Here is a 12,579-nt window from a genome sequence, read left to right on the forward strand (position 1 = left end):
GGTAAATGTTCGCACTACTAACCGCGCTGGTCTTCGCACAGACCACCGTCAACATAAGAATCGGCGACAAGCCGAAGCAGACCGACAGTGCCACGGCGGTGCGCGAGCGCAGGGCGGATTCGCTGCGATTGCGTCGCGAAGAGCGCATGGATTCCATCATGACCGCACGCGCTAACCGCGATTCGGCGAGCATCGAGCGGCGACGTGCGCGGCAGATCGCGCTCACGCCAGCGCTCGCGGCGAGCGCGTTTCGCGACAACCGCGCGAAAGTCCTGCTCGCCGACGCACGCGACGCGCGGCTCCAGCAGGATTCGACGCTCACCGGTTACGATGCGACGACGTACGAGCGGATGTCGGTGGGAATGGGCTTCAAGCGCATCGGGCGCGACCGTCTCTTCATGCGATCGGAGCGCGCGGCGCGCGTGCTCTGGTCAAAGGGTGGTCCGGCGTACGTCGAGATACTCGGAAAGCGCGAGGTAATGCCGATGCTCGAGGGTGCAGGCGACGCCGACATTGGCTCGGACGACGTGCCGATTCCGTACTACCCGGGGCGCGAGTCGCTGTGGGTGGGCTCGGGGCTCGCCAAGGCCGACATAGATGAGAGCGAGATCATCCACCCGCTCGCGCGCGGCGCGGAAGCCTACTACATGTACGCAACGGGTGATTCCGTTTCGTTCCGGCTCCCCGGCGGCAAGCGGATCGAGCTCGTCGAACTCGTAATCAGGCCGCGCGCGCCGAAGTGGAACGTCGCGCTTGGCTCGCTATGGTTCGACGTCGCGAGCGCACGACTCGTGCGCGCGGTGTATCGTCTCGCCGAACCGATGGACATCTGGGCGATCGCGGACGAGAACACCGACGATCCTGACGACCGGCCGCCGCGCTGGGTGAAGGGAATGATCTCGCCGCTCAGGGCACAGGTCAATGCCGTGACCGTCGAGTACGGTCTGCACGAAGGAAGATTCTGGATGCCGCGGCTCCAGGCGCTCGAAGGGAGTGCGCAGGCCGGATTCCTTCGTGTCCCGTTCAAGATCGAGCAGAGCTTCAAGTACGCGAGCGTGAACGGATTGCTGCCGATGGCGATTCCACAAATTGCCGTCGGCGACACCGCGCGCGATTCGGTGTCGCGCGCCGCGCGCATTGCGACCCGAAGCATGGAGTGCAAAGACGGCGGCGAGCGCACGCGAACCATCAGGCGAAATGAAGGCGGCTTGCCGGTGATCGTGCGGACGCCGTGCGACACCGCGGCACTCGCAAGATCGCCGGAGCTTCCGAAGTCCATATACGATGAAGGCGAAGAGTTGTTCGGCACGAGCGAGCGCGATGCCCTCATTTCCGAGGCGCTCACACTCAACGCGCAGCCGGGCTGGATCCCGCAGAAGCCCGTGATCACCTACGGGCTCGGGCTCACGCGATACAACAAGATCGAAGGGCTGTCCAGCGGAATCGCTATCAGGCAGAGCCTCGGACAGGGTTACACCGCGCGCGCGTCGGCACGTATGGGCATCGCCGACTGGCAACCGAACGCGGAGCTTGGCATGTCGCGCAGCAACGGGCGCAGCACGCTCGTGCTTGGCGCGTACCGGAGACTGCAGTCGGCGAACGACTGGACGGATCCGTTCAGCTTCGGCGCTTCACTGTCAGCGCTGCTCTTCGGCCGAGACGAGGGCTTTTACTATAGAACCATCGGTGTCGAGCTGGCGGGAACGCCGGACGATTCCGCCACTACATCGTGGCGTCTGTTCACCGAGCATCAGAGTGACGCGAGGAAGAAGACCAACTTCTCGCTTGCGAGATCCTTTGGTGCGGATGGGTTCAGCGACAACGTGGATGCCGACAACGGGAATCTGTTTGGCGTGTCGGCAGAGCGGCATGGGACGTACGGACTCGATCCGCATGGGCTTAGAATGTTCGGTGCTGTGCGCGCCGAGGCGGCAACCGGGTTCACGGATTATGCGCGCGGGATGATGGATCTCACCGTGTCGCACGGGTTGACCCGGCGACTCGACGGCGCGCTAACGGTTGGAGCTGGCACGTCGGGTGGAACCGTACCGGTGCAGCGGCTGTGGTACCTCGGCGGAAGCCAGACTGTGCGCGGGCAGCAGGCGGGGGCGGCGCTCGGCGATGCGTTCTGGATGGGGCGCGTCGAGCTCGGCTCGAGCTTCGTTGGTGCGCGGCCGGTCGTTTTCTATGACGTCGGCTGGGCGGGGAGCCGCCACGATTTCAGCGATCAAGGGCGGCCAATCAGCGGGGCCGGCGTGGGTGCGTCGTTCATGGACGGGCTCGTAAGGTTCGATCTTGCCAGGGGGATATACCCGGAGAAGAAGATCCGGGCGAACCTCTACGTCGAAGCGAGATTCTAAGTTCCGTAGTTCAGAGTATCGTCATGAACTGCTGATGTGTGCAGCGTCAGATTGATGCCGCTCTGGCCAATGCGCCGAGGCACCTTGGCCGATGGCCACTTGCGTCCGCGTTCGCCGAGGATTCAGACTATGGGTATGGCGCTGCCGGTTCAGCACTTTACGATCGACATGCTCGACGATTTCCCGGACGACGGAACGCGCTACGAGCTGCTCGAGGGAACGCTGCTCGTGACCCCGGTTCCCTCAACCGAGCACCAGGTCATCGCGGCGCGTGTCGTCCACCTGCTGATGAATGCGCTGGATGGTGACCGCGCGGTGCACGTCGTGGCGGTGGGCGCGATTCAGCGCGGAGAGAACACGCAGCTCCAGCCGGACATACTTGTCTTTCCGGCGTCCTATCCACAGACGACCCACTGGCGGAATATTCGTGACTGGTGGCTCGCCGTCGAGGTGATGAGTCCCTCGTCCAGGATCTACGACCGCGAGGTGAAGCGTGCCGCGTATCTCGCGCTTGGCGTGGAGGAATACTGGCTGGTGGACATCCGCAACCGGTCGGTCGAGATATGGAAGCGCGGCGAAACGGACAGCACGCTCGCAGTCGGGACATTGACGTGGCGGCCGACCGCACTCGGGTCGGATATCGTCCTGGATCTGCAGGAAGTGTTTGGCGACATCGATTCCGCTGGGGACTGACCAGGTGCCGCCCACAAAAAAACAACTACGGAACCTAGAACTACCCGGCGACCGGCTGATGGCTCGAGACTGCGCGGTGGGCTGTGGGCTCGGCTGTGAGCTCGGCTGTGCGCTTGGCTGTGCGCTCGGCCCAAAGCCCCAAGCGCCTCACAAGCCCACCACTGGCAGCCGGGTAGTTCTAAGTTCCGTAGTACTGCCGTTCTAGGCCCGAGCCGACCCCCGTCGCACCAGCCGGATAACGAACAGCAGCACCACCGCCCCAATGAAAGCGACGAGTATTGTCCCGGCCAGGCCGCCGAGCGGCACCGCGACTCCCATTGTTCGAAAAAGCCACCCGCCAATGAATGCCCCGGCGATCCCGATGACGATGTCGCCGATGATCCCGTAGCCCGTGCCTCCCATGACGAGTGAGGCGAGGACTCCGGCGACGAGTCCGACGATACACCAGGTGAGAAGATCCATGACGTCTCCAGAAGAGGATGAGACTGGCTGTTCGGACAGCCGGCACCTGCATCGCAACGCAGATTGAGTGCCGCTATCTTAACCCGCCTGTCGGCAATCATCCAGAATCCCACGGAGCGGCCCCTTGCCCGGAAGACCGTACGTTCTCGAAGAGACCACCTGGAAAGTCGTACGCGACTTCGGGTATTCGGTGGTGGTGCTGCCGTGGGGCGCGACCGAGGCGCACAACTACCATCTGCCGTACGGGACCGACAACTACGAGTCATCGTACGTGGCAATCGAGTCGGCGCGGCGCGCGTGGGAGTCGGGCGCGAAAGTGATAGTGCTGCCGACCGTACCGTTCGGCGTGAACACCGGCCAGCTCGACATCGAGCTCTGTCTGAATCTGAATCCGAGTACGCAGGCGCTGGTGTTGGGCGATATCGTGCGGTCACTGGAGGTGCAGGGCATCAGGAAGCTGGTGATCGTGAACAGTCACGGCGGCAACGATTTCAGGCAGATGATCCGCGAGCTTCAGCCGAAGTGCGAAGTGTTCATCTCGACCATCAACTGGTGGAACTGCGTCAATCCGAAGCCGTTGTTCGACGAGCCGGGCGATCACGCCGGCGAGCTGGAGACGAGCGTGATGATGGAGATTGCGCCCGATGTGGTGCTTCCGCTGAGCGAGGCCGGGGATGGGAAGGCGCGGCGGTTTCGCGTAACGGGTCTGCGCGATGGGCTTGCCTGGGCGCCGCGGCAGTGGACCATGGTGAGCGACGACACCGGGACCGGTAATCCGTCCCGGGGGACGAGAGAGAAGGGGGTCAGGTTCCTCGACGCCGTGACCGAGCGAATCTCTTCGTTTCTGGTGGAGCTGGATAGCGCCGACCTCGACGACATGTACGAGTAGCTCCGGGCGTTGGCAATCGCAGGGCTCATCGTCGCGTCCTGGGCTTGATTCGGCGTTTTCCAGGCGCAGGGATCAGTCGAAATCCGGCAATCTCGAAATGATGATCGAGTGAGAGTGCCTCGCTGATTTTTTCCGCGCGCATGATCTCGAAGCTCACGGCATCCGTGAGACTGAATCGCTGATCGCTGAATCGGCGCAGCCATCGATCTGTGGCGAGAGATTCCAGGTCCCGTGTAACGCTAATGACGCGGTAAAGGGGATCGACGTAGATCGCATCGAGCAGTGCGCATCCGGCTTCGGCTCCCCGCTCTCTCACCGTAAGCGCGTGCATCTCCGCCACAACGAGGCTGCTGGTAACGAGGGGCGTTCTGCGCGCGATCAGGTCGTCATAGGCAGTTGCAGCTTCCGAATGACTGCTGTCGCGCGGACTTGCGGCGGCGAGCCACCCAGATGTGTCCACGAAGACTGCACGGCTCACTTGTCGTGTTTGTCGAGGTAGGCCTTGGCGAGGTGCTCGTCGTGATTCTTCGCGATGTCGGCGGGCCACGACTTCCTTCGGAACGACCTGAGGAGCTCCTGCATCGGACCCCCTTCTACGGCACGATCGGCTGCAAATCGTCGAAGGCCCTGTCGCAGGATCTCGGCGCGGGAGAGGCCGGTTTGACTGGCGAGCTGATCGAGAAGCCGTCGCTCGTCTTGCGCCATGTAGACCTGGATCGGCTCACGAACAGGGGGAGGACGCTTTGTCATTAAACAAAGTTAATTAATTATCTCGCCAGCTTCAATGTATATCCTCCCTCTCGCGCGCCGCCAGGTGCGCAGGACCCAGATGATGATCGCCAGCGCAAAGACCGTCGCGGTGAGGCTATTGTAGATCCAAAACCATGTGATCGGCGTCCACATGATCGTCACGTAGGCACCAACCAGAACAGGGACGGCTTCCCATCTGCCGATCGCGACGAGCCTGTACGCAATCCCTCCGACGAGGCCGAGCAAGGCGAGAATCGTGAGGGCTCCGGGGATCGTGAAATCCTGGATGAGAGGCCGGAAGCCGGTGAAGATGTTGCTCGTCTCCCCGGCGATGAGATCCACGACGGTTCCGAACACTCCCGGCACGCGCTGCTGGATCCCGAGCAGCTCGCGCGGACCGGCGAATGTGAATTCGCCGAGTGTGGGGTTGAATGGGGCGTTCCAGTAATCGCCGAGCCACTGCGAGAATACGCTCATGTGTCCGAACGCTGCGGTTACGAGCTTAACGCGCACGACGTCGAGTAGCGCGACGTCGGTGGATGCGAGGCGCGCGAGCCCGACCGCGAAGAAGAAAACGGTCGCGATTCCGCCGAGCACGAATCCAACGGAAAGGTGCGCGCGCGTGAAGAGGCCGATCTTGCCGAGCCGGAGCCGCGTAGCGAGATAGCTCGCGAACCAGAGGCTAAATGAAAAGAGAACCGCGGCCTTGGTCGTCTGGAGGACAGTGACGGTGATTGCCGGAAGCATGGATGCGACGGCGATCATCTTCCAACGCCACTTCCGGTGGATGACGAAGAGCGCTCCACCGACCGCTGGCGCGAGGTAGACGAAAGGAAGGAGTGCCTGGCTAAACCGCGGCGGGGCCACGGCGACTGCGTCAGGTTCGGCGTATCTCGCAACGTAGAGCTGATTCGATACGACGACGAGTCGCTGAATGTCGAGGAAGTCGCGGAGACCGATGCCTGATCCGAGAGCGAATGCGACGCTCGAAGCGAGGCCGAGAAGGATCGCGACAACGACGATCAGGGAGAGCATCTGCTGCTCCATCTTCGTCGCGGGTGGCCGCCAAAGTCTGAGGCGCGTTTTGAATCCGATATTGCCGACGACTGCGCCCAGGCTGACAGCTATTGCAGCGGCGATGACCCATGCCATTGCGCCAGCGCTCACGGGATCGTACGGCGCGAAGATCAAGGGCAGAATGCCGGCGAAGCACCACCACATCGGGAAGAGGGCGGCGGGGTGCAGCCAGCTTCCGCAGACCGCGCGCATGAAGGCCGCCCACGCGACCAATACGATGGAGAGAACCAGCGCGGTGAAAGTGAGCCAGCCGATCAAATGAACTCTGTGGAGAGCTGTGAGCGAACGAAAACACCGTTTGCGTATCGCTGAAACTGTGCCACTGGGCGTGAAGAGCCAATGGGCCGTGTGCTCAGCGGCGCGCGTCCACCACTGGCGTACCGGGATGTGTTCTCAGCCCAGCAGCGCCTCGAGCTCCCGCTGCCTGAGATTAAATGTGTAACCCGTTCCGACAATGCCAACGCGAAGCGAGCTCAGCGTGAGCTGCCGTCCCTTCGTGACCTCATCAGCGTTGTCGAACTTCACCGTGCGCCCATCCACGAACGTCACACCGCCCTTTCCGGCGACCGTGCCGACCTCGCCGCGGACGATCATAGCGGTATCCTCATCAATGCCGAGTCCCATGATGTCGGGATAGTCGGCAATCGCGACGAACAAGCGATACAGCCGGCGGCGCTGTGAGAAATGCGTATCTATCAGAGTCTTGAACGAGAGAAGCCCGAGCCCCGGTCCGATGTACTGCTCGACGACGTTTCCCTCCTCGTCCATTTCATTTCCCGCGAGCGTCAGTTCCGTAAGCGCAGCCGCGCCCGCGCTCGTACCACATACGATGCCGCCGCTCACGTAATTATCCCAGATGGCGTCGCCAACGGCAGTCCCGCTCAACGTAGTGATCAGCTTGACCTGATCGCCGCCGCCAAAAAAAATGCCGCGGGCCTTCGCCACGATCTTCGCGATGTCGCGCTTCTGAGCGTCATCACGCGTCTCGATGATCGGAATCACCACATCGCCCGCGCCCGCCGCCGCGAGATCGGCCTCCCAGTGCTTCGCGCTGCCCGTGACATTGCGCGACGCCGAGGTAATCCCGACAATCGGACCACCTTCCGCGGCAGCGGCAAGCCTGATGAAGGCGCCGAGTGCTTCACCGTCGGGGGTGCATGCTCCGCCGATCAGCACGAGAGTCCCGGCGCGGATCACGGGAACAGCATTGATGGTGTCGCCGGAGTCGAACGCAGACCTGATGGGCGGCAGATCAGCGGCGGGATGCTTTCTGGAAATGGTCAGGCCTGCGATCGGATGGCTGCCGCAGCCGCGATCTGCGGCTGAAGCTCGTTGAGCGTGAACGCTGCGAGCGCACCCGCGACCTGCGATGAGACCGGAGCGTCGGCGCGGACAGGGCCATGGTCCGAGCGCTGGCCGCGCCACTCGATCACGATCCGGCCGTCATTCACCAGCGCAACCGCCCGCGCCACCTTCCTGTCACGGCGCGTGACGTCGTCGCCAGTCGCGAAGATCGCGACGCGACATCCCGTCTCGCGCACCTTGTCCTGCACCTCCCATTCCCTGGCCGGCACGATCACGATCCCCCCGCGATCCACCGCGTCGGCGACCGTCGCCATCAGTCGCCGCGCCCGCTCTTCCTCGCGATACCGCTCCGGAACGTCGGTGAGATTGGTATCCATCACGATCGCGATGTCGGATTTCGAATAGGGAAGCCCGGCCCGGAGCAGAAATACGGGAGACACATCCACGATGAGCTCCTGGCTGCCGAATCCCCGGCGCACGACCTCATCCCTTGTCGTCGCCCGGTCGGAGCCGCCGGTGATTCCGCAGAGCACGTGGTGCTTGAGCGGTGGCACGTCCGGGGTCTCGGCCAGAGCTCTCAACTGCGTCACCGCGTGATCCACTCCGTGCAGAGTTCCGGCGAAGGCCTGCTGCACTGTCTCGATCGCGAGCGCGGCGGCACGCAGGCCGACGCTTTCATGCAGGTGCTCGAACACGAGCGTGTACTCGCCTTCGTTGTCCCCGCCGCGGGTCCTGCCATAACCCACGTCGTGCCCGATCATTGTCTGCAGCTCGAGCGCGATATGCTCGACGATGTGCGGCGCGTAAGTGCCGTTGTGCAGACGTGTGATGAACCCGCCACGCTCACCGATGCTGCAACGGTGCTCCTCGAGACCCGGCATCGCCGACACGAGCGCCTCGGTGAAGCCAGGCACGTCGGCGGACGAGATGTCCTCGTACGCGCCGATGACGAGATCCATCCGCATCACCGGACGCGTGGACCAGAAGTTCGCTCCACGTGTCGCGTGCAGCGTGGTCATCCGGATCTCGACCGCCGGATCCGGTCTCGTTGCGCTTGCGGTCATGGGCTCAGTGCACCTGCCCGCTCGACAGCTGCCGCATCTGCTCGAGCACGGCAGGAACATCGTCGGCGAGCACGAACACGAGATCGTTGTCCTTCATCTCGTGCAGGGCCTTGGCAAGCGCCTCCTGCTCGTCGTACACGACTTCTATCTGCTCCTCGCGCATGCCGGCCTCGACGAGTCCCTCCTTTATCAGCCGCGCGGTGTCGCCGACTGCGCGGCCCCGGCGATAGTTGTTCTCGCGCACAATGACGCGATCGAGCCCGGCCGTAAGACGGCCGACAGTTCGCAGGTCCTCGTCACGCCGGTCGCCGGGCGCGGTGATGATTCCGATGCGGTGATTGGCATCGAGCCCATGAACGAATTCCATCAGGCCGGCGATTGCCGCCGGGTTGTGCGCGTAATCCACCAGCACGCGACCGTTGCCGAAGCGGAGAAGGTTGAGGCGGCCCGGCGTGAGCGATGGCGAGGGGAAGAACGACAGCAGCCCCGCGCGGATGTCGTCGTAGCGCATCCCCTGCACGTACGCGGCGAGTATCGCCGCGAGAACGTTCTCGCGCTGGAACTTCGCCGCGCCGCCCATCATCAGCGGCACATCGTGCACCGGCGCAATCGGAATCCGCAGCTTGCCTCGCCGGATGACGAACGTCTCCTTCTCGACCCGCGCGCCAATACCATTGCGCGACAGATGCCGCTCGAACTCCGCGCTCTCGCCCTCGGGCTTCGTCGAGAACAGGACCACGTCTCCCGGCGTGCGGTCGCGCATGGCGTACACGAGCGGATCGTCGGCGTTGAGAATGGCGTGGCCTTCGCGCTTCACCACCGCGGCGATTACGCTCTTCACGTCGGCGAGCTGCTCTACCGTATTGATGCCGCGCAGCCCGAGGTGGTCCGCGGTGACGTTGAGCACCACGCCGACATCCACTTCGTCGAACCCCAGTCCGGCGCGCAGAATGCCGCCGCGCGCGGTTTCCAGAACCGCAATGTCCACCGTGGGATTGGACAGGATGATGTTGGCGGAGAACGGGCCCGTCATGTCGCCCTCGATGACGAGACGGTTCCCGAGGTATGTGCCGTCAGTAGTCGTGAATCCGACGACGTTCTCGCTCACGCGGAAGAGATGCGCGATGAGTCGCGTCGTGGTCGTCTTTCCGTTGGTGCCGGTCACGGCGATCACCGGTATCGTCGGTTCGCTTCCCGGCGGATACAGCATGTCCAGTATAGGCGCGCCGACGTTCCTCGGCTCACCTTCCGCCGGATGCGTGTGCATGCGAATGCCGGGACCGGCGTTCACCTCGATGATGACGCTCCGATTCTCGCGGAATGGAACGGAGATATCAGGCGTGAGCACATCGATGCCGGCGATGTCGAGTCCGATCACGCCGGCCGCCATCTCGCATGCGGTGACATTGTCCGGGTGCATCTCGTCGGTACGGTCTATCGAAGTGCCGCCGGTCGAGAGGTTGGCGGTCGCGCGCAGTCCGACGAATTCACTTTTTGCCGGAATGGTATCCATCGTCCTGCCGCTCAGCGCGAGATGATCCTCAGTAGTCTTGTCGGCCGGCAACCGCGTGAGACTTTTCGTATGCCCGACTCCGCGGCACGGATCGCGATTTCCTTTCTCGATCAACTCGCGCACAGTCGTCCTTCCGTCACCGATCACGTGTGCCGGAACGCGCTCGGCCGCCGCAACGACTTTCCCGTTCACCACCAGCACCCTGTGATCGCGTCCCTCGGCGAATTGTTCGACGACGATCCTGCCGTACACGGAGGAACGATCCCACGCTGCGCGGAGCTGATCGGCGTCGTCAATGCGCCCGGAGATTCCGCGTCCGTGATTCGCTGCGAGCGGTTTGAGAATCACCGGATAGCCGATATCGTCGGCGATCTCGAGCGCGCCGCCAACGGTTCGCGCGACGTCTCCCTTGGGAACGGGAAGGCCTATGTTCTCCAGCACGCGTTTGGTGTCGTCCTTGTTCTGGGCAATCTCGACACCGATGGCGCTAGTCATGTCGGTGAGCGTCGCCTGGATGCGATGGAGATTCCGGCCGAGTCCCAGCTGCACGAGCGAATAGTTGTTGAGCCGCCGCACGGGAATGCCGCGCCGCCGCGCTTCCTCGACGATCGCGCCAGTAGAAGGCCCGAGCCGCGACGACTCGTACAACGAGAGCAGGTCGTCAATGATGGCGTCCATTTCGAACTGCTCGCCGGCGATGAGCGCGCGGATGATCCTGACCGCGTCCTTCATCGCGCGGAGGCCGACCTGCTCCTCCTGGTACTCGACGATGACCCACCACACGCCCTCGTCGCCCGACGGCACGACCCGCCCGAACGCGACCTCGTTACCGATGATGGACTGAAGCTCGAGTGCGAGGTGCTCGAGGATGTGGGGAATGTGAGTGCCTTCGATCAGCCGCTCGACGAACCCGCCCGGGTTTCCGCGTGTGCACTTGTGGAGCTGAAGACTGGGGATCAGCTCGACCAGCCGGTCGTTGAGTCCCGGGATCTCCGCGGACGTGATCTTTTCGAGTGCGCCGAGGCGCACGTCGCACGCAATGACCGGGGCGAGCCGCCAGTGGTTGGGGCCGCGCAGGGCGCGTATGCGCGTGACCTCCAACTCCGCCGGGTCGAGCCTCTTTTCTGAGTCTGTTAGTGGAGAAGCCAAGGTCGTCGCTGGTCTGGTCGCTGGTGTTTGTCTCGCTGGTGTTTGTCCCGAGCCGGAAAATCGCACTGCCGGAAACTTAAGGGGAGGGTGGGGGCCAACGGCGCGCGTTGGGCCTGACAGCTACGCTTCTGGTACCCGGTACCTATCGTTTGTCAGTTGATCGTCACCTCACCCCTTGCCGACGCGCTGCCCGCCTTGCTCATCGAAGAAATGTGCTTTCGCCAGATCGAATGCCAGGGTTACCGGCTCGCCGGGAAGCGGCAATGGTTGCGGCGACACGCGCGCCGTGATGCCGAACGGGCCGACGGTGGCGTAAACGAAAACCTCGTTCCCGAGAGCTTCGACGATATCGAGCCGAGCCGGCGCAAGCAGGGGCGGATCCACGATCGTCGATTCTCCCGCAAAAAGCGCGGGCCCCGAAGCGGGGGCTACCGAGACATCCTCCGGGCGTATGCCCATGGTCACGACCTGTCCCTTGAGGTCCTGAACGCGTTCGGCCAGGCTCGGCGGAATCTTTAGGGTGAAAGCTCCGTCCCCGGCCACGAACTCGAGAGGCGCAGCTGCGGTGATCGCTCCGGTGACAAAGTTCATCGCGGGACTGCCGATGAAGCCGGCCACGAACCTGTTCGCCGGATGATCATAGAGTCGCATCGGTGTGTCGATCTGCTGCACATGACCCTTGTTCATGACGACGATCCTGTCGCCGAGTGTCATCGCTTCGACCTGGTCGTGAGTCACGTAGATCATCGTGGCCCCGAGCTCCTGGTGGAGGCGGGCGATCTCGCGCCTCATCTGCACCCGTAGCTGCGCATCGAGGTTGGACAGCGGCTCGTCGAACAGAAAAACCTTCGGCTGTCTCACGATGGCGCGGCCGAGCGCCACGCGCTGGCGCTGCCCGCCGGAGAGCTGGCGCGGAGTACGATCGAGAAACCCCTCGATTCCCAATGTTGTCGCGGCCTGCTTCACGCGCTCCTCGATCTCTGCCTTCGGAGTGCCGCGAAGCTTCAGGGCGAAAGCCAGGTTCTCGCGAACCGTCATGTGGGGATACAGCGCGTAGCTCTGGAACACCATCGCGATGTCACGGTCCTTCGGCGGAACGTCGTTGACCTCGCGCTCATCGATGAAGATCTTCCCGGCGCTGATTGACTCGAGTCCGGCAATCATGCGGAGCGTCGTACTCTTGCCGCAGCCCGACGGACCGACAAGCACGACGAACTCGCCATCGCTGACGTCGAGATCCACCCCGTGGACGGCCACGGTACCGGTCTGGTCGGGGTAGATTTTCCGGATGCCCTCCAGTCTTACGCGCGCCATCGT

General features: G+C 63.4%; 11 protein-coding genes. 3 read left to right on the forward strand and 8 right to left on the reverse strand.

Annotation, left to right across the window (positions count from 1 at the left end; all coding sequences use genetic code 11):
- Positions 1–5: 5 nt before the first annotated feature.
- Together Q7S20_08455 and Q7S20_08460 are read left to right on the forward strand one after the other, a co-directional pair.
- Positions 6–2,360 (forward strand): ShlB/FhaC/HecB family hemolysin secretion/activation protein, encoded by a 2,355-nt coding sequence (locus tag Q7S20_08455; protein ID MDO8501862.1) that lies wholly within the window; start codon positions 6–8, stop codon positions 2,358–2,360.
- Positions 2,361–2,489: 129 nt separating this feature from the next.
- Positions 2,490–3,053, forward strand: a complete 564-nt coding sequence (locus Q7S20_08460; GenBank protein MDO8501863.1) for a Uma2 family endonuclease — start codon at positions 2,490–2,492, stop codon at positions 3,051–3,053.
- A 201-nt stretch (positions 3,054–3,254) separates the two neighbouring features.
- Here Q7S20_08460 and Q7S20_08465 read toward each other — a convergent pair whose 3' ends face one another.
- Complete coding sequence (locus tag Q7S20_08465) at positions 3,255–3,515, reverse strand: GlsB/YeaQ/YmgE family stress response membrane protein (protein MDO8501864.1); 261 nt, start codon at positions 3,513–3,515, stop codon at positions 3,255–3,257.
- Positions 3,516–3,639: 124 nt separating this feature from the next.
- On the opposite strand from Q7S20_08465, the gene Q7S20_08470 reads away from it, so the two are divergent.
- Complete coding sequence (locus Q7S20_08470) at positions 3,640–4,404, forward strand: creatininase family protein (GenBank protein MDO8501865.1); 765 nt, start codon at positions 3,640–3,642, stop codon at positions 4,402–4,404.
- Between the two features lie 25 nt (positions 4,405–4,429).
- Here Q7S20_08470 and Q7S20_08475 read toward each other — a convergent pair whose 3' ends face one another.
- From Q7S20_08475 to ugpC, 7 genes are all read right to left on the reverse strand, one after another.
- Entirely contained in the window at positions 4,430–4,882 is a 453-nt protein-coding gene (locus Q7S20_08475) for a PIN domain-containing protein (protein MDO8501866.1), read from the reverse strand.
- A complete protein-coding gene (locus Q7S20_08480; GenBank protein MDO8501867.1) occupies positions 4,879–5,154 on the reverse strand; it encodes a CopG family transcriptional regulator in 276 nt (91 codons plus the stop codon). Before Q7S20_08480 ends, Q7S20_08475 begins: the two co-directional genes overlap by 4 nt.
- 9 nt (positions 5,155–5,163) lie before the next feature.
- Positions 5,164–6,489: an oligosaccharide repeat unit polymerase gene (locus tag Q7S20_08485; GenBank protein MDO8501868.1), complete on the reverse strand. Its 1,326-nt coding sequence runs from the start codon at positions 6,487–6,489 to the stop codon at positions 5,164–5,166.
- A 135-nt stretch (positions 6,490–6,624) separates the two neighbouring features.
- Positions 6,625–7,428 (reverse strand): cyanophycinase, encoded by an 804-nt coding sequence (locus tag Q7S20_08490; GenBank protein MDO8501869.1) that lies wholly within the window; start codon positions 7,426–7,428, stop codon positions 6,625–6,627.
- Between the two features lie 83 nt (positions 7,429–7,511).
- Positions 7,512–8,600 carry a hypothetical protein gene (locus Q7S20_08495; protein ID MDO8501870.1) on the reverse strand — a complete coding sequence of 363 codons (1,089 nt, stop codon included), beginning with the start codon at positions 8,598–8,600 and terminating at the stop codon, positions 7,512–7,514.
- Positions 8,601–8,604: 4 nt separating this feature from the next.
- Positions 8,605–11,262, reverse strand: coding sequence for a cyanophycin synthetase (gene cphA, locus Q7S20_08500; protein ID MDO8501871.1), 2,658 nt, complete (start codon positions 11,260–11,262; stop codon positions 8,605–8,607).
- Positions 11,263–11,430: 168 nt separating this feature from the next.
- Entirely contained in the window at positions 11,431–12,576 is a 1,146-nt protein-coding gene (gene ugpC, locus Q7S20_08505) for a sn-glycerol-3-phosphate ABC transporter ATP-binding protein UgpC (protein ID MDO8501872.1), read from the reverse strand.
- Positions 12,577–12,579 lie beyond the last annotated feature (3 nt).

It is taken from the genome of Gemmatimonadaceae bacterium, assembly GCA_030647905.1.
GTDB lineage: Bacteria > Gemmatimonadota > Gemmatimonadetes > Gemmatimonadales > Gemmatimonadaceae > UBA4720.

Bases quoted from the DNA above. Each gene is read 5' to 3' on its own strand.
- Q7S20_08455 (MDO8501862.1), top strand. From the start codon at position 6: ATGTTCGCACTACTAACCGCGCTGGTCTTCGCACAGACCACCGTCAAC.
- Q7S20_08495 (MDO8501870.1), bottom strand. From the start codon at position 8,600: ATGACCGCAAGCGCAACGAGACCGGATCCGGCGGTCGAGATCCGGATG.
- ugpC (MDO8501872.1), bottom strand. From the start codon at position 12,576: ATGGCGCGCGTAAGACTGGAGGGCATCCGGAAAATCTACCCCGACCAG.
- Q7S20_08465 (MDO8501864.1), bottom strand. From the start codon at position 3,515: ATGGATCTTCTCACCTGGTGTATCGTCGGACTCGTCGCCGGAGTCCTC.
- Q7S20_08480 (MDO8501867.1), bottom strand. From the start codon at position 5,154: ATGACAAAGCGTCCTCCCCCTGTTCGTGAGCCGATCCAGGTCTACATG.
- Q7S20_08460 (MDO8501863.1), top strand. From the start codon at position 2,490: ATGGGTATGGCGCTGCCGGTTCAGCACTTTACGATCGACATGCTCGAC.